The sequence below is a fragment of the Vibrio sp. Vb1574 genome (assembly GCF_033338675.1).
In genome coordinates this window covers 125,882-151,548 of record NZ_JAWOTC010000006.1, presented here as the reverse complement: position 1 = coordinate 151,548, position 25,667 = coordinate 125,882, and the positions used below count along the sequence as shown (strand labels likewise).

At 44.0% G+C, this 25,667-nt stretch carries 22 protein-coding genes; 7 read left to right on the top strand and 15 right to left on the bottom strand.

All coding sequences use genetic code 11. The features are described from left to right. Positions 1–58: 58 nt before the first annotated feature. Positions 59–1,006, top strand: coding sequence for a universal stress protein UspE (uspE, locus tag R7O12_RS06940; RefSeq protein WP_318125716.1), 948 nt, complete (start codon positions 59–61; stop codon positions 1,004–1,006). Between the two features lie 140 nt (positions 1,007–1,146). Here uspE and ttcA read toward each other — a convergent pair whose 3' ends face one another. The 4 genes from ttcA to R7O12_RS06920 form a co-directional block, all read right to left on the bottom strand. Beyond that, positions 1,147–2,040, bottom strand: a complete 894-nt coding sequence (gene ttcA, locus R7O12_RS06935) for a tRNA 2-thiocytidine(32) synthetase TtcA (RefSeq protein ID WP_005377502.1) — start codon at positions 2,038–2,040, stop codon at positions 1,147–1,149. 199 nt (positions 2,041–2,239) lie between these two features. After that, entirely contained in the window at positions 2,240–2,902 is a 663-nt protein-coding gene (locus R7O12_RS06930) for a DUF2987 domain-containing protein (protein WP_025766641.1), read from the bottom strand. Between the two features lie 13 nt (positions 2,903–2,915). After that, complete coding sequence (locus tag R7O12_RS06925; RefSeq protein WP_025766642.1) at positions 2,916–3,752, bottom strand: glucosaminidase domain-containing protein; 837 nt, start codon at positions 3,750–3,752, stop codon at positions 2,916–2,918. Next, complete coding sequence (locus R7O12_RS06920) at positions 3,745–4,542, bottom strand: hypothetical protein (protein ID WP_170893783.1); 798 nt, start codon at positions 4,540–4,542, stop codon at positions 3,745–3,747. Before R7O12_RS06920 ends, R7O12_RS06925 begins: the two co-directional genes overlap by 8 nt. Before the next feature lie 400 nt (positions 4,543–4,942). Between R7O12_RS06920 and potA the strand changes: the two genes are divergently transcribed. The 5 genes from potA (at position 4,943) to R7O12_RS06895 (ending at position 10,090) form a co-directional block, all read left to right on the top strand. Further along, on the top strand, positions 4,943–6,058 hold the full coding sequence (gene potA, locus R7O12_RS06915; protein WP_017634901.1) for a spermidine/putrescine ABC transporter ATP-binding protein PotA: 1,116 nt from the start codon (positions 4,943–4,945) through the stop codon (positions 6,056–6,058). Further along, on the top strand, positions 6,039–6,899 hold the full coding sequence (gene potB / locus R7O12_RS06910; protein WP_005377512.1) for a spermidine/putrescine ABC transporter permease PotB: 861 nt from the start codon (positions 6,039–6,041) through the stop codon (positions 6,897–6,899). The genes potA and potB overlap by 20 nt, the downstream gene beginning before the upstream one ends. Next, positions 6,899–7,669, top strand: a complete 771-nt coding sequence (gene potC, locus R7O12_RS06905; RefSeq protein ID WP_005389180.1) for a spermidine/putrescine ABC transporter permease PotC — start codon at positions 6,899–6,901, stop codon at positions 7,667–7,669. The genes potB and potC overlap by 1 nt, the downstream gene beginning before the upstream one ends. Before the next feature lie 102 nt (positions 7,670–7,771). Next, positions 7,772–8,803: an extracellular solute-binding protein gene (locus R7O12_RS06900; RefSeq protein ID WP_054579293.1), complete on the top strand. Its 1,032-nt coding sequence runs from the start codon at positions 7,772–7,774 to the stop codon at positions 8,801–8,803. A gap of 249 nt (positions 8,804–9,052) precedes the next feature. Further along, entirely contained in the window at positions 9,053–10,090 is a 1,038-nt protein-coding gene (locus tag R7O12_RS06895; protein ID WP_025766646.1) for an extracellular solute-binding protein, read from the top strand. 88 nt (positions 10,091–10,178) lie between these two features. Here the strand turns inward: R7O12_RS06895 and cobB are convergent, their stop codons facing one another. After that, positions 10,179–10,910: a Sir2 family NAD+-dependent deacetylase gene (gene cobB, locus R7O12_RS06890; RefSeq protein WP_005377522.1), complete on the bottom strand. Its 732-nt coding sequence runs from the start codon at positions 10,908–10,910 to the stop codon at positions 10,179–10,181. Between the two features lie 118 nt (positions 10,911–11,028). Between cobB and R7O12_RS06885 the strand changes: the two genes are divergently transcribed. After that, positions 11,029–11,202, top strand: coding sequence for a hypothetical protein (locus R7O12_RS06885; RefSeq protein ID WP_005377524.1), 174 nt, complete (start codon positions 11,029–11,031; stop codon positions 11,200–11,202). A gap of 32 nt (positions 11,203–11,234) precedes the next feature. Here R7O12_RS06885 and R7O12_RS06880 read toward each other — a convergent pair whose 3' ends face one another. From R7O12_RS06880 to R7O12_RS06835, 10 genes are all read right to left on the bottom strand, one after another. Then, positions 11,235–12,455: an ammonium transporter gene (locus R7O12_RS06880; RefSeq protein ID WP_064368422.1), complete on the bottom strand. Its 1,221-nt coding sequence runs from the start codon at positions 12,453–12,455 to the stop codon at positions 11,235–11,237. A gap of 505 nt (positions 12,456–12,960) precedes the next feature. Next, positions 12,961–13,377, bottom strand: a complete 417-nt coding sequence (locus tag R7O12_RS06875; protein ID WP_021486723.1) for a hypothetical protein — start codon at positions 13,375–13,377, stop codon at positions 12,961–12,963. A gap of 17 nt (positions 13,378–13,394) precedes the next feature. Then, positions 13,395–17,480: an RHS repeat-associated core domain-containing protein gene (locus R7O12_RS06870; protein ID WP_231972247.1), complete on the bottom strand. Its 4,086-nt coding sequence runs from the start codon at positions 17,478–17,480 to the stop codon at positions 13,395–13,397. A 423-nt stretch (positions 17,481–17,903) separates the two neighbouring features. Then, the gene (locus R7O12_RS06865; RefSeq protein ID WP_086046762.1) at positions 17,904–18,320 is read right to left on the bottom strand and encodes a hypothetical protein; all 417 of its coding nucleotides are present in this window, start codon (positions 18,318–18,320) and stop codon (positions 17,904–17,906) included. Next, the gene (locus R7O12_RS06860) at positions 18,304–19,356 is read right to left on the bottom strand and encodes a formate dehydrogenase subunit gamma (protein ID WP_318104581.1); all 1,053 of its coding nucleotides are present in this window, start codon (positions 19,354–19,356) and stop codon (positions 18,304–18,306) included. Before R7O12_RS06860 ends, R7O12_RS06865 begins: the two co-directional genes overlap by 17 nt. Positions 19,357–19,370: 14 nt before the next feature. Next, positions 19,371–19,979 (bottom strand): formate dehydrogenase FDH3 subunit beta, encoded by a 609-nt coding sequence (gene fdh3B, locus R7O12_RS06855; protein ID WP_005377536.1) that lies wholly within the window; start codon positions 19,977–19,979, stop codon positions 19,371–19,373. Between the two features lie 11 nt (positions 19,980–19,990). Continuing rightward, positions 19,991–22,846, bottom strand: a complete 2,856-nt coding sequence (locus R7O12_RS06850; RefSeq protein WP_318125715.1) for a formate dehydrogenase subunit alpha — start codon at positions 22,844–22,846, stop codon at positions 19,991–19,993. 10 nt (positions 22,847–22,856) lie between these two features. Beyond that, positions 22,857–23,057, bottom strand: a complete 201-nt coding sequence (locus R7O12_RS06845) for a twin-arginine translocation signal domain-containing protein (RefSeq protein ID WP_005377542.1) — start codon at positions 23,055–23,057, stop codon at positions 22,857–22,859. 73 nt (positions 23,058–23,130) lie between these two features. Further along, a complete protein-coding gene (locus tag R7O12_RS06840) occupies positions 23,131–23,757 on the bottom strand; it encodes a molecular chaperone (RefSeq protein ID WP_017820684.1) in 627 nt (208 codons plus the stop codon). Between the two features lie 9 nt (positions 23,758–23,766). After that, positions 23,767–25,428, bottom strand: a complete 1,662-nt coding sequence (locus R7O12_RS06835; protein WP_182016361.1) for a 4Fe-4S dicluster domain-containing protein — start codon at positions 25,426–25,428, stop codon at positions 23,767–23,769. Between the last annotated feature and the right edge of the window lie 239 nt (positions 25,429–25,667).

The window sequence follows — 25,667 nt, the reverse complement described above, 5'->3', positions numbered from 1 at the left end:
AAAATACTGATTTAATTTACATTCAGTATCTGGTTTTGCAATAGAAGTGGGCTTAGTTATGAGTATATACAGTAAGATCCTTGTTGTAGCTGACATCAATAATGATGAGCAGCCCGCACTTGCAAGAGCTGTTCAATTAGCTCAGAAAAGTGTATCTAGAAGCCGAATCACTTTCTTTTTATCCATTTACGATTTCTCGTATGACATGACGTCAATGCTATCAGTGGATGAAAGAGATGCTATGCGTCGAGGTGTCATTCATCAGCGTGAGCAGTGGATGCGTAAAATTGCTCAACCATACCTAAACGATGGCTTCGACTTTGATGTTTGTGTTGTCTGGCACAACCGCCCTTATGAGGCGATTATTGCTGAAGTCTATGCAGGCAATCATGACCTAGTCATCAAAGGCACACGTAAGCATGATGTTTTAGAGTCTGTCATTTTCACACCGACAGATTGGCACTTGTTGCGAAAATGCCCTATTCCAGTGCTTCTTATTAAGAATGCTGCTTGGCCGGAACAAGCAAGTATCCTTGCCTCAGTACATGTGGGCTCAGAAAACCCGACTCATATTGATCTCAACGATACGATGGTCGAGCGATTAAAAGAAATCACCACTCGGCTTGAGGCCAAGCCATATCTTGTTAACGCCTACCCCGTTACACCGGCGAACATTACGATTGAACTTCCTGAATTTGACCCAACGACTTATACCGATGCGGTGCGAGGTCATCATTTAACGGCTATGAAAGCACTACGCCAAAAACATGGTCTTGATGAAGAACAAACGATAGTTGAGCAAGGTTTACCTGAAGATGTCATTCCGGCAGCTGCAGAGCGCTTGAACGTAGCAATGGTTATTTTAGGTACCACAGGGCGAACAGGGCTTTCTGCTGTCTTTATTGGTAATACAGCGGAGCATGTAATTGATAAAATAAATTGCGATGTGTTGGCTCTAAAACCAAAAGGCTACATTAGTCCTCTCGATCCAAATACAGCAACCTAATCTCTCTTTAGTATTGTTATGTATTGAGCGCTTTCAAATAAGCGCTAATAAATCCCCCCAATACAGGGGGATTTTTGTTTGGGAACAGTTAAAGCATTGGGTACAAAAAAGGAGGTCTAATTGACCTCCTTTTTTACGAGTTAGATGTTCGTAACATCGATGAACATTGATTCATCAATATTCGTCGAAGAAACGACAGCCTCATTAAATTCATACTCTTCGCGGTTACCTTCACGATCTAGCGGTAAGTTAACAAAGTCGAACAATTCGCGGTCTGCTAGTTGGCTTGGGCTTACGTTTTGAATTGATTTAAAAATTGCTTCCACACGCCCTGGCGTCTTCTTATCCCATTCAATCAACATTGCTTTTATAGATTGACGCTGAAGGTTCTCTTGAGAGCCACAAAGGTTACACGGAATTATTGGGAAATCCTTGTGCTCAGCGTATTTGATCAAATCTTTTTCACGACAGTAAGTCAATGGACGAATGACCACGTTACGACCATCATCAGAGCGTAGCTTTGGTGGCATCGCTTTAAGGCGAGAGCCGTGGAACATGTTCAAGAACATTGTTTCGACGATGTCATCCATGTGATGACCTAGCGCAAGCTTAGTTGCACCAATCTTCTCTGCAAATGAATACAGCGTACCACGTCGCAGGCGTGAACAAAGACCACAAGTGGTTTTGCCTTCTGGTACCTTCTCTTTTACGACGGAATACGTGTCCTTATCGACAATATAGTAAGGGATATTCAGTGTTTCGAAATACTCTGGCAGAATGTGCTCAGGGAAGCCCGGTTGTTTTTGGTCTAGGTTTACTGCAACCACTTCAAATTTGATTGGCGCAGCTTTTTGAAGATTCAACAGGATATCAAGCATCGCGAATGAATCTTTACCACCGCTAATACATGCCATCACAACATCGCCTTCTTCGATCATGTTGTAATCAGTAATGGCATTTCCAACATGTCTTCTCAGGCGTTTCTGAAGCTTGTTGAATTCTAGGGTTTCTTTTCTTGTATCTATTTGGTTCATTGCGGGCTCTCACATCGCCGATAAATCGACTAGGACTTCCTAACATGGGTTTCTTTGGGGCGTGGATTATACGAGCTTTTTACACAGGATTAAATGCTTGTCTTATTGAGTCTTTAAGAAAAGAGTGTGAAAGATACTTTAGTTACGGTCACAAATGAAAAAAGAGCTGCGATTGCAGCCCTTTCTAAACGTTCAGTGTTCATTTCTTTGCGTTAGGTAGATAAGGTAACACTCGCATCGTCGGTTCTGGTAGTGTCATTGTGCCACCTTGCCCTATTTCACTTAGTGCGACTTGTATCTTGCCATTGACAATTGGCTTTTCGGTTCCGTTTGAGAAAATCACTTTATCATTCAGTTGATTTGCAAACTCCATCGTCACACCTTGAACCTCCGGTGTAAACCAACCCGCAAACATACCGCCTAAATCTTCCAGCATCGTCTGCATTTGAGGTAGAAGAGGCTTAAGTTGGTCGTAAGAAACGTTACCCTGTAATGGTTCTTTGGTCATCACGACAAGTGAGTAATCGCAACGTGTATCTTTTGGGGTATCGACAAAAACCAACGGATTCGCTGACTTTAAGTTTTTATCAACAGGTAAAGGCAACTCTTGTGAAGCAGGGATAACAAACTCTTCATAGTGCTCTTCTTTTTCCATCCAAGCTTTTTCTATCATACAAATTTGTTTAGTTTTTGCGTCCACAAAAAAGACACCAACTTTCACATCGTCATGCCCTTCTTTATTGTTGTTTTTTAGTTGAGTATATAACTTTGAGTACGTGAACATGTACTCTTGAGCTTGGGTTATCGGCGATGCAAGAATTAGCGCCGCACTTCCCAACAGACTTAGGCTTAACTTTTTCATTTTATCCGTTATTTTATTGCGTCCAGTAGGCGTTGTTATGACGAATCATAGCGCGAAGATCGTGTACATAGGCGATGCCACGTTCAGAATAGGCTAGCAACCCATGCGTTAACTCTGACGCGGTTGCGACCGTTAACAAGCCCTTGTTCTTTTCAGCCAGAGATGTTCTGATTTCACGCAGGTCTGCATACGCTGGGTTTCGATTAACGTTCATAAAGTAGCCATGAACAGACTGTTGTACAGAATCGAATTTTTCAACTTCATGAACTTTGTTAGCGCCACGTTGCGCTGGAACAATTCCACAGCCCTTTTTATAACACCATTGGCCGAACAAGTTGTTTGCTTGAGTAGCAAAACGAGAAGTGCCCCACGCAGATTCATTTGCCGCTTGAGTTAGAACCAAGGCTTCAGGTAAGACGTTCACTCGCACAAGCATCTCATCTAGCCACGTTTGATCAATCTTATCGTTACTCAAGGGCAACGAATACAGAGATGATAACCGCTGAGCATACTCTTGTTGTTCTTGCGTCACTTGTCCCACCTTTAAAGAGGTAAGAAAGGCCCGCTCATGACGAATTCGTTGATTCTCAAGAGCAATTTTAGGCCTTAAAAAATCAAAAAAAGCAGCTTTTTTCTCTTTCGTATCTTTTATTGAATTGAAGTCTGGGATATCACCGATGTATGGCAAGTGTGATAAATCGACATGCTTAATCTTGCCAGAGAGTACGTCAGGATTTTCCACATATTTAAACTGTTTCTCGTAGTGTAAATATGGGCCTATAGAAATAAAAGTGGCGGCTATACAGGTTGCCGCCACTCGTAAACTTATTGATTTCAAAGAATTAGGCATCAAACACCTGTGAGTTACCATCGTGATCATTATCGTTTTTCTGTGTTGTAACGATCTTAAGCTTAATTCCAAACATTTCGCGGTAGAGTATGCCTTTCAAATGGAAGAAGAATGGCAGCACAAAAATCAAGCCAATACCGTAGAACATTGCTGCAATAATAAACATTAACATCACGCCTAAGTAAAGCCCCGCGACCACAAAAATCTTCTTGTTGATTGCGCGAAGTGATAACAGCAACGCTTGCATTGGTGGCACCCTTTTCTCACAAATCAACAAAATAGAGTGACTAAATGCCAAGGAAAGATACAGCGACAGTAAAGGAAAAATCATACCAACCACACCTTGTAGCATTAAGCTCATGAGCGTTGCTAGAATAACAGGAATGGTGAACTGCAACCCCTTTCCAACATGGCGCAACTTAGTCTTTAGGCCAGCGATATGACTCATAGCCATCAAGCTGATCCCCGCATAAATTGGGGCGCTAATCACCTCATAACTGAAATTCGCGACATAAATAGAAGACACAATATCGTTTGTGAACGACTCTGGGTTCTCAAACGCATCAAGAATAACGGTCAAATCGCCCAACTGCAGTTTTAATGCAATATAGAAAATACCTAACTGGACAAAAAGCAATACAATAATGGCAGGAGAAAATGATAAAAAGTGCTGGATGGTTGCTCGCCAAGCTTCGTTAAAAACCGCGCCAGCTTTAAGCTCGTAGTTGCCAGACAAAGCTCGCTCTACACTCCCCCCAAGATTGAAATCTTTCTCAAAATCGTCGTTCATAGTTTATCCAAGACTAACTTGTAAAATTTTGACTGGAATTCCAGTCAATTAATGTAATCGTCATTATAAAGAAATCTTTCCACATCTAACATCACAACTCACCTACAATCCTTGCAATCTCAACTGTATGGTTGATAATTAACCACTTTCAAGGTCATGAAATTGAAACAATTGTTGAACAAAGTTTAGTGCTATCAAACTGTGTCTAGATGCCAATTAATCTCATAAAAACAGTATGGTAAGGAATGATGGCTTTTTCCTGCAAAATTATTTCTGTTTCAAGATAAGAAAATGCTTTAATTTCACACTTTTGGTGATTATGATGCGCGCCTCAAAAGTGAATGGTTAGTGTCACATCAGCTGGGATAATCCCGGCTTGAACGTGGGGGAAATACAGACGTTGAACGCAAAACCGCAAGCAGGAAAGCCAGTTATTCGTTTATCTGGTATTAGTAAAAGTTTCGATGGTAAGGAAATCATCGGTAATTTAAATCTGGATGTTAATCATGGTGAATTTCTGACGATTCTCGGGCCTTCTGGTTGTGGTAAGACAACAGTTTTACGCATGATTGCAGGTTTTGAAACGGCAGATAACGGTCAAATTATTTTGGATGACCAGGATGTAACACAGGTTCCTGCAGAGCAAAGGCACGTCAACACGGTATTTCAAAGTTACGCATTGTTTCCACATATGACCGTATATGAGAATGTCGCTTTTGGTCTTCGTATGCAGAAAACGCCTACTGCGGACATTGAACCACGAGTAATGGAAGCACTGCGCATGGTGCGCCTAGAAAAAATGGCACAGCGTAAGCCTCATCAGCTTTCTGGTGGTCAGCAACAACGTATCGCCATTGCGCGTGCGGTTGTTAACAAACCAAAAGTACTGCTGCTAGATGAATCTCTATCTGCACTTGATTACAAACTGCGTAAGCAAATGCAAATTGAGCTTAAACAGCTTCAGCGTCAACTTGGTATTACCTTTATCTTCGTTACGCACGATCAGGAAGAAGCCCTATCGATGTCTGACCGCATTATTGTAATGCGCGACGGTGTTATTGAGCAGGATGGTTCTCCACGTGAGATTTACGAAGAGCCGAAGAACCTATTTGTTGCTCGCTTTATCGGTGAGATCAACGTATTCAACGCAACCATGCTAGAGCGTATCGACGAGAAACGTATCCGTGCAGAAATCGAAGGTGTCGAGTCTGTTGTTTACTACGATCAGGAAGCGCAAGCAGGTGAAAAACTGCAAGTACTACTTCGCCCAGAAGACTTACGTATCGAAGAGATCAAAGAGTCTGAAGAAAAAGGCATCGTAGGTCACGTAACAGAGCGTACCTATAAAGGTATGACGCTTGATTCAGTTATCCAATTGGATTCGGGCATGCGTGTAATGGTTAGCGAATTCTTTAACGAAGATGATCCTGATGTGGACCACTCACTTGGCCAGAAAGTCGCTATCACTTGGGTTGAGAGCTGGGAGGTAGTCCTCAATGATAAGCAAGAAGATTAATCTTCAAAACGCGATCATTACCTTAATCGTCGGTTGGCTAACACTTTTCGTGTTGGTACCAAATGTGATGATTATCGGTACGAGTTTCTTAACGCGTGATGAAGCAAACTTAATCGAAATGACATTTACTTTCGACAACTACTTACGTCTACTCGACCCCTTGTATGCGAAAGTGCTGATGCACTCGTTCTACATGGCGATTGTGGCGACGTTGTTGTGTTTAGTAATTGGTTACCCATTTGCTTACATCATAGCGAAAATGCCAGAGAAATGGCGCCCATTCATGTTGTTCTTAGTTATCGTACCTTTTTGGACAAACTCTCTTATCCGTACTTACGGCCTGAAGATTGTTCTGGGTACACAAGGTATTTTGAACAAATCATTAATGGCGATGGAAATCATCGATAAGCCATTACGTATTATGTACACCGAAACAGCAGTAATGATTGGTCTTGTGTACATCCTGCTTCCATTTATGATTCTGCCGCTTTACTCGGCAATCGAGAAGTTGGACAACACTTATATCGAGGCGGCGAAAGATCTTGGTGCGAACAAGTTCCAAACCATTACGAAAGTGATTCTACCTCTTACAATGCCTGGCATTATCGGTGGTTGTTTGTTGGTTCTGCTACCAGCACTAGGTATGTTCTACATCTCTGACCTTCTTGGTGGTGCGAAGAACCTACTGATTGGTAACGTTATTAAGAGCCAAGTATTGAACGCTCGTGACTGGCCATTTGGTGCTGCGACCAGTATCGCCCTCACCTTCGCAATGGCTGTGATGCTTTACGCTTACTACAGAGCAGGCAAACTATTGAATAAGAAAGTGGAGCTAGACTAATGGGACGCACAGTTAGATTTAGCTTTATGGCGCTGGTGTATGCATTTTTGTATCTGCCAATCATCGTCTTAATTGTTAACTCATTTAATGCCAACAAATTTGGTATGAAATGGGGTGGTTTCACCACGAAATGGTACGAAACCTTAGTAAACAACGATAGCCTAATGCAAGCTGCATGGCATTCATTGAACGTAGCGGTATTCTCAGCGACAGCAGCAACCATCATTGGTAGCTTAACGGCCGTTGCCCTATTCCGTTACTCGTTCAAAGGTAAGGGTGCGGTAAACGGCATGCTGTTTGTCGTGATGATGTCTCCAGATATTGTAATGGCGATTTCATTACTTGCTCTGTTCCTGGTATTGGGCGCACAGCTTGGCTTCTTTACACTATTGATTGCTCACATCACCTTTTGTCTACCATTCGTTGTGGTAACTGTATACAGCCGCTTAAATGGCTTTGATGTGAAAATGTTGGAAGCAGCAAAAGACCTTGGTGCAAGCGAGTGGGTTATCTTGAAACAGATCATCCTTCCTCTCGCTAAACCAGCGGTTGCCGCAGGTTGGTTATTGAGCTTTACCCTGTCTTTGGACGATGTGATCATCAGTTCGTTTGTAACGGGTCCAACATACGAAATCTTGCCATTGAAGATTTACTCCATGGTTAAGGTGGGCATTTCACCGGAAGTGAACGCCCTAGCAACGGTGATGTTGATTGTTTCTTTGGTCTTGGTAGTAATTTCTCAGTTGCTAGCAAGAGAAAAAGTGAAGTAGAATCCGCACCCGTTAACATCACGAAACAGAATGGTTACATGCCATTCTGTTTTTCTATCTATCGTCCAAAATTGGACAACGTTTGGTTTGGAGCTAACGTCAATGAAAAAATGGGCTACTCTATTAGCTGGTAGTGCATGTGCGCTTTCTCTGTTCTCTGGTACAGCGGCAGCGGATGATAAAGAATTAGTATTTATGAACTGGGGTCCTTACATTAACAGTAATATCCTAGAGCAATTTACTAAAGAAACTGGCATCAAAGTAATCTACTCGACTTACGAGTCGAACGAAACTTTGTATGCAAAGCTAAAAACTCATAACCAAGGTTATGACCTAGTAGTACCTTCAACGTACTTCGTAGCGAAGATGCGTGACGAAGGCATGCTACAAAAGATCGATAAGACTAAGCTGAAAAACTTCGGCAACCTAGATAAAAACTACCTAGACAAGCCTTACGATCCAAATAACGACTACTCTATTCCACACGTTGTTGCGATTACAGGTCTAGCGGTTAACGCGGACATGTACGATCCAAACGACTTCCAAAGCTGGGCTGACCTATGGAAGCCAGAGCTTGAAGGTCAAGTAATGCTGATGGACGACACTCGTGAAGTGTTCCACATTGCACTACGCAAGCTGGGTTACTCAGGTAACTCTACGGATCCAAAACAAATCGACGAAGCGTACGCAGAGCTACAAAAGCTAATGCCTAACGTTCTAGTATTCAACTCTGACAACCCAGGAGCACCATACATGTCTGGCGAAGTTGGTGTTGGTATGCTTTGGAACGGTAGCGCCGCAGCGGCACAAAGTGAAGGCCTAAACCTTAAACTCGTTTTTCCTAAAGAAGGCGGTATCGGCTGGGTTGATAACTTCGCTATCTCCTCTGGTGCGAAGAACGTAGAAGCCGCTCACAAGATGATCGACTTCCTACTGCGCCCAGAAATCGCAGAGCAAATCTCTCGTGATACTGGCTACCTAACGGCGGTGGAAGAATCGAATGCTAAGTTTAAAGACGTTGCCCCACTGTTCCCTTCTCAAGAAGACCTTGACCGTGTTGAATGGCAAGATGCGGTTGGTGATCTAACCGTTAAGTACGAAGATTATTTCCTCAAGCTGAAAGCGGGACAATAATCTAGCTTGTGTAACAAGTCATCAACCATAGGAAAATAGGCAGCAATACGCTGCCTATTTTTGTCTTAGGCTGATATAATCGCGCGTTGCTAGGTTTATTTGTCTTGGTATCATAGATTTATCGTCTCATAACAAGGAGACAACGATATTCAAGCTAAATGAACATATTTGTGCTTACTGCGATTTGGCTCAACTCGATAACTCCAGCTAGTATTGACTTGTCCAATCGCGAAACAAAACGGAAAACAAATGAAAAGTAAATTCTACGCAAGCGCTCTATGTGCAGCGACGCTCATCGCTACCCCTGCAATGGCTGCTGATCAAGAACTGTATTTCTACAACTGGTCGGAATACATTCCAAACGAAGTTCTTGAAGACTTTACAAAAGAAACCGGAATCAAAGTTATTTACTCTACATACGAATCTAACGAGAGTATGTACGCAAAACTAAAAACTCAAGGTTCTGGTTACGACTTGGTAGTACCGTCTACCTATTTCGTCTCTAAAATGCGTAAAGAAGGCATGCTACAACAGATCGACAAAGAGAAATTATCTCATTTTGCCGATCTTGATACTAACTTCCTAAACAAACCGTTCGATCCGAACAACAACTACTCTATCCCATACATTTGGGGTGCGACCGGTATTGGTATCAATGCTGACATGCTAGACAAATCATCGGTTACTAAGTGGGATGATTTTTGGGATAGTAAGTGGGAAGGTCAACTAATGCTGATGGATGATTCTCGCGAAGTATTCCACATTGCATTGACTAAGCTTGGTTACTCACCAAACACGACTAACCCAGAAGAAATCAAAGCCGCTTACGAAGAACTGAAAAAGCTAATGCCAAACGTATTAGTATTTAACTCAGACTTTCCTGCAAACCCTTACCTTGCGGGTGAAGTTTCACTAGGCATGCTTTGGAACGGTTCTGCATACATGGCTCGTCAAGAAGGTGCGAACATCGACATCATCTGGCCAGAAAAAGGCACTATCTTCTGGATGGACAGCCTAGCAATTCCAGCTGGTGCGAAGAACGTTGACGCAGCTCATAAGATGATCGATTTCCTACTACGTCCTGAGAACGCAGCTAAGATTGCACTAGAGATTGGTTATCCTACGCCAGTTAAAACGGCACACGATCTGCTACCGAAAGAATTTGCTAATGATCCAAGCATCTTCCCACCACAAGAAGTGATGGACAGCGGTACTTGGCAAGATGAAGTTGGCGAAGCGAGCGTAATGTACGATGAGTACTTCCAAAAGCTAAAAGTGAACAACTAATTCGTTAGTTTTAAAGATATGAAAAAGCGGCTCATGAGCCGCTTTTTTGTTCTTAATGACAAGACAAAAACTCTTCCTGTTGAAGTTATTACGCTCTTTCTTTTCCTTCTAGAGCCAGTATCTCGTCAACTAATTTTGGAACCTCAACGCTTGCTTTTCCGTAGCGTTTTTCCTCAAATTCACTTTCTACCGCACTAGGTTCTAGGTTAATTTCAATGGTATGTGCGCCGTGCATTTTTGCATCATGAACAAAACCTGCTGCGGGATACACAACGCCAGAAGTCCCAATAGAAATAAACAAATCTGCTTCTTCTAATGACGCGTAGATATCCCCCATTCGCAGTGGCATTTCACCAAACCAAACAATATGTGGTCGCATTTGTGAAGGGATCTGACAACAGTGACAAAGTTCGCCTGTCTTAATGTCCTCATTGTGCTCTACTACTTGGTTAGATTCACTACAGCGCGCCTTGAGCAACTCACCATGCATGTGAATCACATTCTGACTGCCGCCTCTTTCGTGAAGGTTGTCTATATTTTGAGTGATGACCGTCACTTTACCTTCTAACTCAGCCTCTAAACGACCTAATGCTTCATGCGCTGCATTAGGCTTTATCGCATTATCTTGAAGTTTCTTGCGGCGTTGGTTGTAAAAGTCTTGAACAAGGTCCGGATCGCGAGCAAACCCTTCAGGCGTTGCTACATCTTCGATACGGTGATTCTCCCATAGGCCATCTTGCGCACGAAATGTTTGAATACCAGATTCGGCCGAGATACCTGCACCAGTAAGTACTACAATATTTCTATAAGGGAAATTCATAACTCATCCTTGCTGTTTTTTCATTAGCTTAACACTGAAAGAATAGCAACAGTAGTAATATGGAATAGACCATAGTCGTAATGGTCACTATTAGAATTACAATTTAAGAGGAACAGCAATGAGACAAGTATCTCTAACGTTTACATTGCTTCTGACTTTGGCAGGCTGTCAACTTACCAATGTTGAAGGCGAAGTCGATGATGTAAAGGTAAGAGTCAGCACCAATGATGATGACCATCGAGGTAATGGTAATTTCTGTCCTCCGGGCCAAGCCAAGAAAGACAATTGCTAAAAGAGCGGCTTTATGCCGCTCCCATATTGGCCTCAATCCTCGTTGGTCGAAGATATTTTATGAATGGCTAGGTCAGCGCCATTGAATTCGTCTTCTTCTGAAAGCCTCAGTCCCATACTGGTATTAATCGCACCGTAGACTACAAGTGCACCAAGCACTGCGATGGAAAGGCCCAAAAGCGTTCCTAGAAGCTGAACGATAATACTCACGCCACCTAGCCCACCCAATGCGCTTTGACCAAAAATCCCAGCGGCAATACCACCCCAAGCGCCACATACACCGTGTAAAGGCCAGACACCTAGCACATCATCAATCTTGGTTTTGTTTTGTAGGTGGGTAAAAAGATAAACAAATAGCACGCCAGCAATCGCACCTGTCACTAAAGCACCGATAGGATGCATTAAGTCTGAGCCCGCACATACAGCAACCAAGCCAGCTAGTGGGCCGTTATGAATAAAGCCAGGGTCATTCTTACCAGCCAACAGTGACGCGACAATGCCCCCGACCATTGCCATCAATGAGTTCATAGCCACCAAGCCACTTATGCCTGACACAGTTTGAGCTGACATGACGTTGAAGCCAAACCACCCCACACATAAGACCCAAGCTCCCAAAGCCAAAAACGGAATATTCGAAGGTGCAAAGTTGGTGTGCTTTCCTGCTCGAACTCTGCCTTTTCTCATGCCCAAAAACACGACGGCAACAAGCGCTATCCAGCCGCCAACACCATGCACAACGACTGAACCTGCAAAATCGTGGAAGCCATAACCAAAGCTATTTTCAAACCAAGCTTGAACACCAAAGTTTCCGTTCCAGATCATTCCCTCAAATAACGGGTATACGATGCCGACAGTGAAAAATGTTGCGATTAGAATCGGATAAAAACGAGCTCGCTCTGCGATACCACCAGAAACAATAGCAGGAATCGCTGCAGCGAAGGTCAGCAAGAAAAAGAACTTCACCAACTCGTAACCATTGCCTTGAGATAACGTCTCTGCATCAGCAAAGAAGGTGCCGCCATAAGCGACCCAGTATCCAATGAAAAAATACGCAACGGCGGAAATACCGAAATCGGCCAAGATTTTAACTAAAGCATTAACTTGGTTCTTTTGGCGCACGGTTCCTACTTCAAGAAAAGCAAAACCAGCATGCATCAAAAAAACCATGATTGCGCCAAGTAGTAAGAAAAGTGTGTCGGAACTTTGCGTGAGAGTTTGTACAGCGCCGTGTACCTGATTGGCAGTTACACTCATTATGATTGTCTCCGTTGATCTGTAGCGCACTTATCCTGTGCATCAAAGTTAGGCTCATCACCAATTTGGTGAACTTGATTTATAGAGCGTCTAACAGAGCAATTCTCATTCCATAATTTACATTTCTAACACTTACGATTTAATTTATTGTTTTGCATGAACTTTAATAAAATTACGTATTCTTAAAATGGCGCTTAACACGCTAATAAGTGCACCAATATGGTTTTAGTGCACCAACATAAAGCGCACCATATAACTCAACAAACAGCAAACTTTCTACGATAAACGTAAAAGCCACCTCATGAGAGGTGGCTTATATACTGAATGGCTAACTAAAGGAGTTTATCGAGTGATCTTCCCTGCTTTTACTTCTTCTAGCCAACGCCCCTCGACGAGATATAGCGGAAGCTAACTAAGCAGCAAGGTTTAAAATCTCTCTATAGGATATAGTACGTTATATTTAGGACTAGTACTTGCAATTCTGCAGCTCCCATACAACATCGCTTTAAAACTCTTCTATATCTGCCTCGTCGATCCTACCTTTTTTGAGTGTCTTTAAAGCTTTTTCTGAAACTACAAGTCTATAGTCTTCAGCTATCCAAAAATCATCCTTTTCCACACTACCTACTACCTTCAACCAATAGAATTTAGGCAATTGTATTCCTGGATATAGTTCGCCAAATTGCTCAGATGTTGATATCTCCACATCACTCAGTTTGTAACCTGTTAAATTTGCTGATCCAATTTCTTTTGCTAATGACTCGGTAACAATGTAGCACGGAAACGTCGCCAGTAAATCATCTCCCAACCAACCATCAAATTGATAGTGTAACTTAAACACTTTAGGTGGATGAGTTGATGTATCAAGTAAAGAATGCCTTCCCAATCCACCACTAACCTCAGGTTCAATATAAAAATACATGTGCTCCTCCGGACTAATTATCTAATAGGTGGGTTGAATTGTGCACCAAACATATCATCAATTTCTGTCGCCTTATCAAGTAACTGTTGCTTATTCGGGTTAGGGTTCTGCCGATAAAACTTGTCCCACTCTTTCCTGATCTTACTCAAATGAAGTTTAGAGTTTACTTCTTTTGGTATCCCACGCAAATTTTCAAGAGAGTGCATTTCGGATTCCTTTATTATCCCTGGGTATCGCTCACGAACTTGTTGCTCGACTGCATGATGAACAACCACTTTTCCTTCCGTTAAAGGGTTGGCTTCAAAGAACGTTTTTCTATAATTTATAGTTGTAGACTCACCAAATTTAGCTGATTCGTATTGGCCAAAAACATAAGTCACTCTAGATTCTTTGCGCGGGTGTAAAAGAACAAACTCCTCAATCCCAACAACATACTGCACTTCGTGTCTGCTGCCATCTGAGTGATTAATATGACGATAAAAAGTAATCTCGTTCTTCTCGCAATCAATATGGTCTAAATCGTATTCATATCGAATAAGATTTTTACCTTTGGGTTTTCGGATTTTGACTTGCGAGCGAACGCCATCTTCTCCGACGGATGATTCTTTTGCTGCCTCTAAAATCTGATCGCAAACCTCTTGGGGGACATCGCTTTGCGCCTGATACTCTGCCAACATTTGACCCAAGCGTTTTAGCCCTTCTTCACAAAGGAAACCTGTTGGATCAATCCACTGGATAGGGTTGACTGCATATTGGTAATGATTAATACCACCAGCAATAGATATCGGATCTTGTTGGATAAAACGTCCTAGTTTAGGATCGTAATACCGAGCGAGGTTGTAATGTAAGTTGGTTTCTTGATCGAAGTACTGCCCTTGAAAACGCAGTGGATTTGCTACATTTTCAATATGTACATGAGCAAAGCCGTTAGCATCGTAGCTGGCACTCCATACAACATTCCCCTCGCAATCGATCAGTCGCTCTGGTTTACCAACTTGATCGCACTGGTACCAATAAATAACGTCATTTTCTAGCAGTGCCACTGGCGTGTAGGTTTCTGGTTGATATAGGTACCAACGGAAAGCACCTGAAGAGCGTTCACCAATTAAACGTTCACCTTCCCACAGGAACTCCGTAACGCCTTGTTGTGTAATTTTCTTCGTTCTGCGCCCTAATGCATCATATTCATATTGACTGATGCCATCGTCGGTGTGAACTTCAATGAGCTGATTTAACGCATCAAATACGCGAGTCTGAACGTGTCCTTGCCCCTCACGTTTTGTCTGATTTCCTTGCGCGTCATATTTGAACCTGACACCATCGTGTACTTCAATACGATCAGCGAATACCTCTGAAGTTGGCAAAGTAGGATTGCCAAAACTATCGTATTCAAATTTAGTCACATCTCCGGAAGCATTGACTCGTTTAAGTTGCCCTAAGGCATCGTACTGATAGTGTGTTGCTCCTGCCGTATTATCAATGATTGATGAAATACGGTTTTGCGCATTGTAAACGTACTTTTTCTCTCTATCTGGCCAATGCTGTTCAACCAAACGACCAACACCATCATAAATGATGCGCTCATTAAAATATGCCGTTTCAATTTGGGAAACTCGTCCCATTTCATCGTAATGAAATTTGATTTGAGGTAAATCTAGGTTTCCAAACCGAATCGCTGAAAAACGCCCATATCGATCATAAGAGAAGTTCAGCTCCGTATTATCTGGCAGTACCTGAGATACGCGTTGGCCAACTCTGTTAAACTCCTGCGTTATCTCAAACTGGCCTTGAATGCGCTTTGTTAAATGCCCGAATGAAGAGTATTGGTATTGCAATGTGTGATGGCGATTGGATGCGAAAGTAAGTCGCCCACCAAGCGTATAATTGAAGTGGTTCTCTACAATACTGCTACCATTTCCTGCTTTGACGTGCTTGAGATAACCCGCAGCGTCATAGCGATACAGCACCGTCCTATCGGCGACTTGCTTACGATGGATTCGCCCCATATGATCATAATCAAATTGGCTTTGTAGATTATCAAACCCGACAGTTCCTGACAGCTGGCCTTCATCGTCATACAGGAATTCGAACTCTAAGCCGTCACTCCGAACTAATTTAGTCAGGTTACGTTGTTGATCGTATTCGTAAGAAATATGGCTGCCATCGGGAAAGATGACTGCTTCTTGTTGCGCGAGTGCTCCCCATTGATACGAGGTAATGCCTGCTGGCGTTCGAATCTGAGCAACACGGCTGTGCTCATCGTAAGAATATTCTTCGCTATAACCGACTTTGTCTTCGTCGTTAAAATAACGAACTGATGTACGCCTGCCAAATTGATCATAAGCGAGTTGAGCAATACACCCATCGGGATAAGCAACGCCATTCACTAAATCTTCTTCATTGTAGCTATAACGAAGTAATGTACCGTCTATTTCATTCGCGATAAGTCTTTGTTGTTCATCCCACCACCACTGACTTTTCTTACCATCTTCAGACTCTTTTTTGACGACTTGACCGTGTTTATCGTAATCATATTCCGTGACACAGCCGAACTGATCGGTATCCCAAACTCTTTGACCGAGGCTATTGTAGTAAGCCTTCTCGATATCCCCGTCAGGTGAAACCGTTTTAACTAACTTACCTAAGCCGTCATAACCATATTGAATTTCTTTGCCAGAGGAATGAAACTTAGAAACTAATTGACCATGCTGATTATATTGATAATTGACCGTTGACTGATCAGGATAGATAGCTTGCGCTTTTCGCCCTAATTCATCATATTGCCATCGCCAAGTTCTACCTGTGGGGCTTATTTTCTCGAGTAAGTTACCCTGCTCGTCATGCAAGAAAGACCATTGATGATCTAACGAGTCAGAATAAGAAGAGTGATTTCCTTGATAATGGAAGCGATAGTCATAAATTCCTGCGTCCCCAACGTTTCTGATGCATTTCGCTTTTGCACCTTCGCCATCCCATTCAAAATAATGAGTAAAGCCAGTTGGTCGTACACGTTTAACAATTAAATGCCCGCGGTATTGATACTGTTCCTTTAAGCCTAAATGATTAGTTGCACTGACCAAATCATCGTGCTCATCATAGGTATAAGTTGTCAGAACTTTTTGGGACTTTGCATTTAGCAGTTCTACAAGGCGTCCTTGCTTATCATATTGACATTCAAGAACCGGACGCTTGTTGTATGCAATCTCGATCAATCGATGGTTTCGAGAATACTGCAGTTGAAACGTTGAAAACGTGCCATTTCTGACTTGTTTAACAACCCAACGATCATCTTTCTGTTCAAATCGATATTGATGCCCACTAGCGAGCGTCACGATCCGAGTTGCTGAATTTAGGAAATAACAGCTCGCACCAGCGTATATCTGGTAACTTGTTGCTCCAATATCTACTGGCTCAAATTCTGTGATATCGGCCTTATCGTCAACAAACTCCCAAGCGATAACATTGTCTTTCTCGTCCGTCTTTTCGCGTAATTCAAACTGAAATGCATGTCGCCAACCAAAGCCCATTCCATGATTTACATCCGACTGCGAAGAGCGGTAAGTACGCTGCCAAGTAGTACCTTGTTGTAGCTCGATATCATAGAGTTCGAGAATTTCTTCACCCGTCACAAGTGATACAGGATCACCGGCTTTCTCATGTTTTTCGCTGCTTTGTTGCTGAGGCTTGGCGGATGCGGCACTTCTGCCACTCTTTTTATTCGACTTCCCCTTTCCCTTCGATGGTTTTGCATTGACGGTATTTTGAGTCGGTGGAGGCGTAACCGCTGACGAGAGTGCGTAGTTTTCGCCGGTAGGTACAATTCGAGCGACATGCAAATCACCGTTCACCAAAGCATTGGCAAACGTTGAATTATAGTGTTGGGAAGTAAGCTCACCGTCAGGTATGTTTGGCTTGAATTGACCAATCGCATAGAACAAGTCCTCGACAGAGCGAAGGTCAAGCTCACCAAAGCTCTCAAGAAACTCTATTGCCTCTTGTTTGGTCACGAATGTTTTAGGTTCGCCGCTAGTAAGTAACTGACCAGAGAAGTGATAACTTTCGCCAAAGCGATTCGTGATAGGAATGACGAATTGAGGGATCATAGCCGTAACGTGTTTGTCCTTTTCTTACCTTGCCGCATCATTTAATGCTCGTTTCGCTCTTTTTATTTGTGAGAGCAAGATGCCTTAATCAAACATCCTCCGATAGAGATTCCTCTGTATGCGTAGACTGAATGTATTGATGGCAATTTTCACGTATGCAACTCTTTGAATTTCTGAGCGCAGCGTACTTTAACGGGACGATGAATCCTGAGTAAATGAACAATAGCGTGAGTGAGACTAATGTCTCATCGTGACGCGATTTTTTTACATGTTTCTTACTTAACTATGATTTTCTGCCCAGTTACGTAAATTCACTCAAAAAGTTGCATCAAGTATCACCACTGCGACGCAACGCTTCATATTTGAGACAAAACAGCAACAAAAAAACCGCCTATTACGGCGGTTTTGCTTAAAGAATACTGATTAAAGGTTTGGACCTGTCGATGGTCTGTGTGGTTGGTTATTGAGCAGTTGCTGCATCCCTTGAAACATTCGTATAAACCACACCAAGATGGCTAATGCAGCAAACACCATCCCTACCCAAGGAATAAAGTAAGCGATGGTTTCAAGCAAAGTACTATGCAACCAATAATCACTCACGCCAACGAGTACACCGTTAGAAGTCGCGACGGTGACGATCAACACAACAAAAAACGTCAGGTAGAGAAAGAAGGTGCGAATTAAACCGTAGTAATGAGAAATCACTACGTCGCTGTCTTCTCCCTTATCTAATCGGTAACCCGCATAGATAATTGCGATAACGCCTGAGATCAGAAACGTAAACGGGGTCAGACAGCTCAGGATGTACGCAACCCAAATCCCGTTATGAGGTTTGTTCATTCGCTTTCGCTCCTTTTACTTCCGTTTGTGCCGTATCTGTTTCGCCCATTGCTTCTTTGGATTTCACTTCTTCATACCAAAGATCGTGATGCTCTTTCGCCCATGTTTCATCAACTTCACCTGTCACCATGCCTTCTAGCGCACCTTCCATACCGAATAGACCAATATAGATGTGGAAGATAAAGCCACAGATTAGAATCAGCGCCGAAATCGCATGAACTAAGTTAGAAAGCTCCATGTCACGGCGAGTTTGGCCAAAGATAGGAAAGTCCAGAACTAAGCCACTCACTGCCGCGATAGCACCAAAGAAGATTAACAACCAATAGATTGCCTTCTCACCACCGTTTGAGAAACCAGCTGACGGATGTGTGCCTTTGTGTTTACCAACCATGCCGCCCATTTTCATAAACCAACGAACATCAGTCATGTTTGGAATCGACTTGCGCCACCATTTAAAGAGCACGAGCATCAGTAAAATGAAGAACAATGGTCCCATGTAATTGTGGTACTGCTTCGCCAACATGACGATAAAGCCCCAGAACTCAGTAGGAACGTACGGTTTTAAGAAGTGCTTACCGTAAACCAGCATCAAACCACTGAATGCCAGAGTTAAGAATGTAAACGCCATACTCCAGTGAAGCGCGCGGTCTAAACGAGACCAACGCTTCATTTTTTTACCAGTACGCGGCTTGCTAAGCATCAAAGGACCAACGAATACGTAAGCCATGATAACCATCGCGATACTGCCGAAAATCGCGATAGCACCAGCAGGAGACATCCATTTCTCTTTTAGAATGTACCAAGTCTCACCAGGTTTACTGATCAATACGCCATGTTCTGGCGATTGAGACGTGGTGTAGCCTTCTTGCCCCTCTCTGACTTCGCGCCAATAGTCTGCCCCGGCGAGTTGCGTGATCTCCTGTTGAATAACTTTAGAAGATTGTCCCTCTGCTGAAGCAGGCATTGCAAAAGTCAGCAGCAATGCCGTCATCATTGACAACATTGCTAGAGATGCACGTTTAAGCGTGTTTAACATGTGCCTCTCCTTACTTAGCTTTTCGTCGCATCGTAAGAAAGATCGTTTCCGTCTGTCCAACCTGCGTTTTTCGCGCCGCGTTCTACCACACGTTGACGGAAAATGTCAGAGACTTTCTCTGCGTCACCCGCAAGCAGCGCTTTGGTTGAACAAAGCGATGCACACATCGGTAACTTGCCTTCTGCGATACGGTTCGCACCGTATTTTTGACGTTCTTCCTCAGAGCCAGGCTCTGTTTCTGGGCCGCCCGCGCAGAAAGTACATTTATCCATTTTGCCACGTTCACCAAACGCCTCTTGTTTAGGAAATTGAGGTGCGCCAAACGGACAAGCAAACAAACAGTAACCACAACCGATACACAGATCTTTATTGTGAAGAACGATGCCGTCTTCGGTATGTTCGAAACAATCAGCTGGACAAACTGCCATACAAGGCGCATCGGTACAGTGCATACAAGCAACAGAGATAGAGTTTTCACCAGCTTCACCGTCGTTTAGTGTTACCACGCGGCGACGCTGAATGCCCCATTCAAGCGCATCGTCGTTTTCGTTCTTACATGCAGTAACACAGCCGTTACACTCGATACAGCGCTTGGTGTCACATAGGAATTTCATTCGTGCCATTGTCAGACTCCTTACGCTTTACGAATGTTACATAGGGTTACTTTGGTTTCCTGCATCAAGGTAACCGGGTCGTAACCGTAAGTGGTTGCCGTGTTAGCCGATTCGCCAACAACGTAAGGCTGTGTACCTTCTGGGTATTTAGGACGTAGGTCTTCACCTTCGAACTTACCGCCAAAGTGGAACGGAATGAACGCCAAGCCAGGTTTCACACGACGTGTTACCATCGCTTTCACCCTGATTCGTCCCTTCTCTGCACCTTCAACCCAAACATCATCACCATCTCTGAAGCCAAGATCGTTCGCGTCTTTCGGGTTCACTTCAACAAACATTTCTTGTTGAAGCTCGGCAAGCCAAGGGTTTGAACGCGTCTCTTCACCACCACCTTCGTATTCAACCAGACGGCCAGAAGTCAGAACGATTGGGTACTCGCCCGATTTGTCCTGCTCTTGAATGGATTTATACAACGTAGGTACACGGAAGATTGCATCTTTGTCTTCCCAAGTTGGGTAGTCCGTTACAAGGTCACGACGTGGTGTGTAAAGTGGTTCACGATGCAGTGGCACACGGTCTGGGAACGTCCAAACAATCGCACGCGCTTTCGCGTTACCAAATGGAATACAACCGTGCTTGATCGCGACACGCTGAATACCGCCAGAAAGGTCAGTCTTCCAGTTTTTACCCTCTGCTGCCACTTTCTCTTCAGCAGTTAGGTCGTCCCACCAACCAAGTTGTTTCAATAACTTGTCAGTGAACTCTGGGTAACCATCTTTGATTTCACAGCCTTTCGAGTAGCTGTCTTCTGCAAGAAGGCTCTTGCCTTCAAATTCCACACCAAAGCGCGTACGGAAATTACCGCCACCTTCTGCAACCGTCTTTGACGTATCGTACAGAATGTGTGTACCTGGGTGTTTCATTTCTGGTGTGCCCCAGCATGGCCAAGGTAGACCATAGGTTTCACCGTTGACAGGGCCACCTTCCGCTTCCAATGTGGTTTTGTGGAACGTATGCCAGTTTTGTTGGTGCGCTTTCAAACGCTCTGGGCTTTGGCCTGTGTAACCAATCGTCCACATGCCTTTGTTGAATTCACGCGTTAGGTCTTCAATCACCGGCTGGTTGTTTTCAACACGGATGTTTTTGAACAGAAGATCGGAATAGCCCAGTTTCTTCGAAAGCAGGTACATGATTTCGTGGTCTGGTTTTGATTCAAACAAAGGTTCAATCACCTGATCACGCCATTGTAGAGAGCGGTTAGAAGCGGTAACGCTGCCGTGTGTTTCAAACTGTGTTGTTGCAGGAAGCAGGTAAACGCCGTCGGTACGGTCGTTCATTACCGCAGCAACCGTTGGGTATGGGTCCACAATCACCATCATGTCCAACTTCTGCATCGCTTTTTTCATCTCAACACCACGTGTTTGAGAGTTCACTGCGTGTCCCCAGTAGAACATTGCACGGATGTTTTCGCGTTGACGAATGTTGTCTTTGTTTTCCAGTACACCATCAACCCAACGAGATACAGGAATACCTGCACTGTGCATTGGTTTCTGACCGCTATAAGCGTTGTCATCGAAACGACCTTTGATCCATTCGTAATCGATTTCCCACACTTTTGACCAATGACGCCAAGCGCCTTCAGAAAGGCCGTAGTAGCCCGGTAGCGTGTCAGAGAGCACGCCAAGGTCGGTTGCGCCTTGTACGTTATCGTGACCACGGAAGATGTTTGCACCGCCGCCTGATTTACCAATGTTTCCAAGCGCTAGCTCAAGCACACAGTAAGCACGTGTGTTGTTGTTACCAGTAGTATGCTGAGTACCACCCATACACCAAACAATACAGCCCGGGCGATTTTCAGAAAGCAGTTTTGCTGTTTGGTAAACGTCTTCTTCGCTTACGCCTGTTACGCGCTCAACTTCTGCTGGCGTCCATTTCGCCACTTCAGCACGGATCTCATCCATACCGAATACACGTTGACGGATGAACTCTTTATCTTCCCATTGGTTTTCGAAGATGTGCCACAACACACCCCAAATGAATGCTACGTCAGAACCAGGACGAAGTGATACATAGTGATCCGATTTTGCTGCCGTACGTGTACGACGAGGATCCGCTACGACGATCTTACAGTTGTTCTTCTCTTTCGCGATCAGAATGTGCTGCATCGCTACTGGGTGTGCTTCAGCTGGATTTGAACCAATGAATAGCATCGACTTACAGTTGTGCATGTCATTGAAAGAGTTGGTCATCGCACCGTACCCCCAAGTGTTCGCTACACCCGCCACGGTTGTTGAGTGACAAATACGCGCTTGGTGGTCAACGTTGTTCGTACCCCAAAGTGATGCCATTTTGCGGAACAAGTACGCTTGTTCGTTGCTGTGCTTTGCGCTTCCCAAGAAGTAAACCGAATCAGGCCCAGACTCTTTGCGGATGTCCATCACCTTGTTACCGATTTCTTCGATCGCTTGATCCCAAGAAAGCTTTTTCCACTTACCGTTTTCAAGCTTCATTGGGTATTTAAGACGGCGCTCACCGTGGCCATGTTCACGCAGTGCTGCGCCTTTTGCACAGTGACCACCGGCGTTAAATGGGTGGTCGAATGCAGGCTCTTGACCCGTCCAAACACCATTTTGAACTTCTGCGTAAATACCACAACCCACTGAACAGTGAGAACAGATAGTACGTTTTACTTCTGTTTTCGCTTCTGGATCGACTGATTTTGCTTGCGCTTTTTTCATCATTCCCGGTGCGAATAGACTAGCACCAACCACTGCACCACCAGCGGCAAGCGAAGTGTTTTTCATGAATGCACGACGAGATACGCCAAGCTGGTTCGTTTCTTTGCTCACACTGTCGGAGCGTTTGACAAGTTTCATCCGTTATCTCCTAAAGTGTGTCGTAGTAATCGCGAATGTGTTGAGTTTCACGATACCCTTTCTTCTTCACGTCGTTTTCAGAAGGCTCAACCGTTTCTGAAGCAACGGCCACTTTCGTGGTTCCCGCAACAACAGCACCGGCAACGGCAGCGGTTGTGAAGCCTTTTAGGAGATCCCTACGGCTTGTGTTTATTTCTTTATTATCTTTCATCATTGCTTCCTTACCTTACGGTAGATCTTTGGAGACTCATGCCTCTCTATCGATATGACCAAGTACTGCTCGATTACTCGTAATCAGTGACGTTTTTCACATCAATTTTTAATTTGTTCTTACTGCTTTTGGTGTTCACGCTAAAGCGGACTTGCTCTAACGTTAAAAATGCATCGCAAAGCTGTGCAGCTGGCTTGTAGAAGTTCACGCTTTCGGCGCTCTCTAGTTGGCGCGTAAAAGATTGGAACCAAGGAGCAATGTGTTTGTTAAACACCGCTTGTTGAAGTTCTTCCTCTTCACCTGTCAGCATTGCCATCACTTCGCACAGTGCAGAAATATGGTCTTCAGGCTCTTTCACGTTCTCTTCTCGTTCGATGCCTAAAAGATCCAAATCGCGACGAATTTCCGCTAACGGTTTTTCCATCATCGAGCCAGTGCGATGCCAAGATCCGAATGGCACAACTTCACCACGTCCAATGCCAATAAACAGATCTTGATATTCTTCTTCTAACGCTTCTCGCTGCGCTTCGTTCGCGGCTTGTTGCAGTGCGAGCCAAGCTTTTTGCATCGCGCTCTCAGACGGTTCAATTTCTAGCGATTTCAGGAACGCCAGCATTTCATCACTAGGCGCACTACGAAAAAGTGCAGATAGAACGAGATAAATGTCTGTTCTCAGTGTTTGTTCTTGTTGTGTGTCCACTGCGAGCTCCTAGTATTTTAATTGTTTCATTGGGTCTTCTGCCATCGACTCAAACATGTCGATCACACGGCAGTCTTCACACATCGCGATACGATTGATCGCCGCTTCATCAGAGAAATGAGAGTGACCGCGTAACTTGTTTTGTAGCATGTCGATCATCGATTGCGGAGCAAAGGGCTTGTGACAACGAATGCACTCGGCTGCCTTTTCTTCATGAATCACAACCGCTTTCTGGCGTTCTTCTTTCACCCAGTTCATACGAGGAGTAAGCGTCAGCACTTTCTCTGGACACGCTTTCTCGCACAGCCCACATTGAATGCAGTCTTGCTCGACGAATTTAAGCGACGGAGATCGACCGTCCGTATGCAATGCACGTGTTGGACACACCGCCACACAGCTCATACACAACGTACAACCTTTACTTTCACAAGAGACTGTGCCGTAAGGTGCGTTCGCTGGAAGTTCAACAATGTTCTCAACTGGAATACGTGATGCGGACAACGCATCCAACGCCGTAAATAGACGCTGACGTTTGTTGCCTTGCAAGTCTCCTAGTGCCAAATCAAAAGACTCGGTACAAAGTGTCGGAGCACCTTCACGTAGTGACTCTAGATACAGAATGTCGATGGTTTCTTTGGCGATACCAAGCTGACCGAGCAGCTCTTGAGCAATACCTACTTCGCTATTAAGCACACGAATAATGGTTTGAGGCATAAAACGTGAAGCCGCAAACAACACCTGAGTAGCACCATTCACAAGCGCGGCGAACCAAGTATCAATACCAACCGAAGGCAGTTCTTCCACCACAATTGGAATCACATTATCTGGCAGTGCTTTTAGTGCCATCACGTTGTAGCTCTCGTGGCGAGAACTGCAAATCAATACGATAGGATCTAAACCACCCGCTTGCTCATAGTTGGCGAGCGTACGTTCAATAAACTTTTGCGTATCTTTAGGGTTTGGCAGTGCGTAATGAATCGCTTCTGTCGGACACGCTGTAGCACAAGTACCCACGCCTTGACATAGGTATGGGTTGATCTCGATGCGATGGCCCGTTTTGTCGCTGCCTTCACTCGATAGTGCCCCTGCCGGACAAGCATCCACACACCGTTCGCAACCTTTTACGCCACGAGAGCTGTGTGCACATAAATCGGTATCTAAACGGAAGAATTTCGGTTTATCGAACGTCCCCATTAAGGTTGGAATCTCTTCCAACGCTTCAGCCAGTTTCGGATAGCCACGACCTACTGGGTAGTAGCCCGGTACTGGGACTTCTTCCGACATGCAGCTGTTAAGGCAAAGATCGAGTACGATATCGAAACAATCGCTATTGATCGCGACCTTGGCAAGATTGTTGGTCGAACCATGATTTTCAATCAGAACTTCAAACGTACCTAAGAACCCTGAAACCTGAACCGAATTGGCGTAATAAAGCTCGGGATTTGTGCCCTTTTCGCCATCGGTAGAAAGCAGCGTTAGGCTGTTCATTTGCGACAATTGCGCTGCCGCACTTTCGATGATTGCTGTTGGGCCCACAATCAAAGTATTACCACCGCTTTCATAGCTTACGGTTGGTGGAATAAGATTGGTCAACTCTACGGTATTTTCGAAAGCGTACAGCCTCGCTTTACCGTTATTGGAAGTTGCTTGTTCTAATAATTGTTTCAGCATTGCTCAATTCCATTTATGAACATGGATAGTCTTTTCCATCTCTTAGTGTAGTTAGCGCCGGAGATTCTGCTGATTAACTTATCAATGAGCATTCTTATTCCGCCATCTATAGGCGATGAATACTACGCAGTGCGTCCGTACTAACTTCAACCAGATTGGTATTGAGCAACAGATAGCAAGTGTCATGCCAATAAAATATCAACTAAAAATCAATAGGTTATCAATTTTACTGACAAATA

Excerpts from the sequence above, each read along its gene's own strand:
- uspE (WP_318125716.1), top strand. The coding sequence starts at position 59 with ATGAGTATATACAGTAAGATCCTTGTTGTAGCTGACATCAATAATGAT.
- ttcA (WP_005377502.1), bottom strand. The coding sequence starts at position 2,040 with ATGAACCAAATAGATACAAGAAAAGAAACCCTAGAATTCAACAAGCTT.
- R7O12_RS06930 (WP_025766641.1), bottom strand. The coding sequence starts at position 2,902 with ATGAAAAAGTTAAGCCTAAGTCTGTTGGGAAGTGCGGCGCTAATTCTT.
- R7O12_RS06925 (WP_025766642.1), bottom strand. The coding sequence starts at position 3,752 with ATGCCTAATTCTTTGAAATCAATAAGTTTACGAGTGGCGGCAACCTGT.
- R7O12_RS06920 (WP_170893783.1), bottom strand. The coding sequence starts at position 4,542 with ATGAACGACGATTTTGAGAAAGATTTCAATCTTGGGGGGAGTGTAGAG.
- potB (WP_005377512.1), top strand. The coding sequence starts at position 6,039 with ATGATAAGCAAGAAGATTAATCTTCAAAACGCGATCATTACCTTAATC.
- potC (WP_005389180.1), top strand. The coding sequence starts at position 6,899 with ATGGGACGCACAGTTAGATTTAGCTTTATGGCGCTGGTGTATGCATTT.
- R7O12_RS06900 (WP_054579293.1), top strand. The coding sequence starts at position 7,772 with ATGAAAAAATGGGCTACTCTATTAGCTGGTAGTGCATGTGCGCTTTCT.
- R7O12_RS06895 (WP_025766646.1), top strand. The coding sequence starts at position 9,053 with ATGAAAAGTAAATTCTACGCAAGCGCTCTATGTGCAGCGACGCTCATC.
- cobB (WP_005377522.1), bottom strand. The coding sequence starts at position 10,910 with ATGAATTTCCCTTATAGAAATATTGTAGTACTTACTGGTGCAGGTATC.
- R7O12_RS06885 (WP_005377524.1), top strand. The coding sequence starts at position 11,029 with ATGAGACAAGTATCTCTAACGTTTACATTGCTTCTGACTTTGGCAGGC.
- R7O12_RS06880 (WP_064368422.1), bottom strand. The coding sequence starts at position 12,455 with ATGAGTGTAACTGCCAATCAGGTACACGGCGCTGTACAAACTCTCACG.
- R7O12_RS06875 (WP_021486723.1), bottom strand. The coding sequence starts at position 13,377 with ATGTATTTTTATATTGAACCTGAGGTTAGTGGTGGATTGGGAAGGCAT.
- R7O12_RS06870 (WP_231972247.1), bottom strand. The coding sequence starts at position 17,480 with ATGATCCCTCAATTCGTCATTCCTATCACGAATCGCTTTGGCGAAAGT.
- R7O12_RS06865 (WP_086046762.1), bottom strand. The coding sequence starts at position 18,320 with ATGAACAAACCTCATAACGGGATTTGGGTTGCGTACATCCTGAGCTGT.
- R7O12_RS06860 (WP_318104581.1), bottom strand. The coding sequence starts at position 19,356 with ATGTTAAACACGCTTAAACGTGCATCTCTAGCAATGTTGTCAATGATG.
- fdh3B (WP_005377536.1), bottom strand. The coding sequence starts at position 19,979 with ATGGCACGAATGAAATTCCTATGTGACACCAAGCGCTGTATCGAGTGT.
- R7O12_RS06850 (WP_318125715.1), bottom strand. The coding sequence starts at position 22,846 with ATGAAACTTGTCAAACGCTCCGACAGTGTGAGCAAAGAAACGAACCAG.
- R7O12_RS06845 (WP_005377542.1), bottom strand. The coding sequence starts at position 23,057 with ATGAAAGATAATAAAGAAATAAACACAAGCCGTAGGGATCTCCTAAAA.
- R7O12_RS06835 (WP_182016361.1), bottom strand. The coding sequence starts at position 25,428 with ATGCTGAAACAATTATTAGAACAAGCAACTTCCAATAACGGTAAAGCG.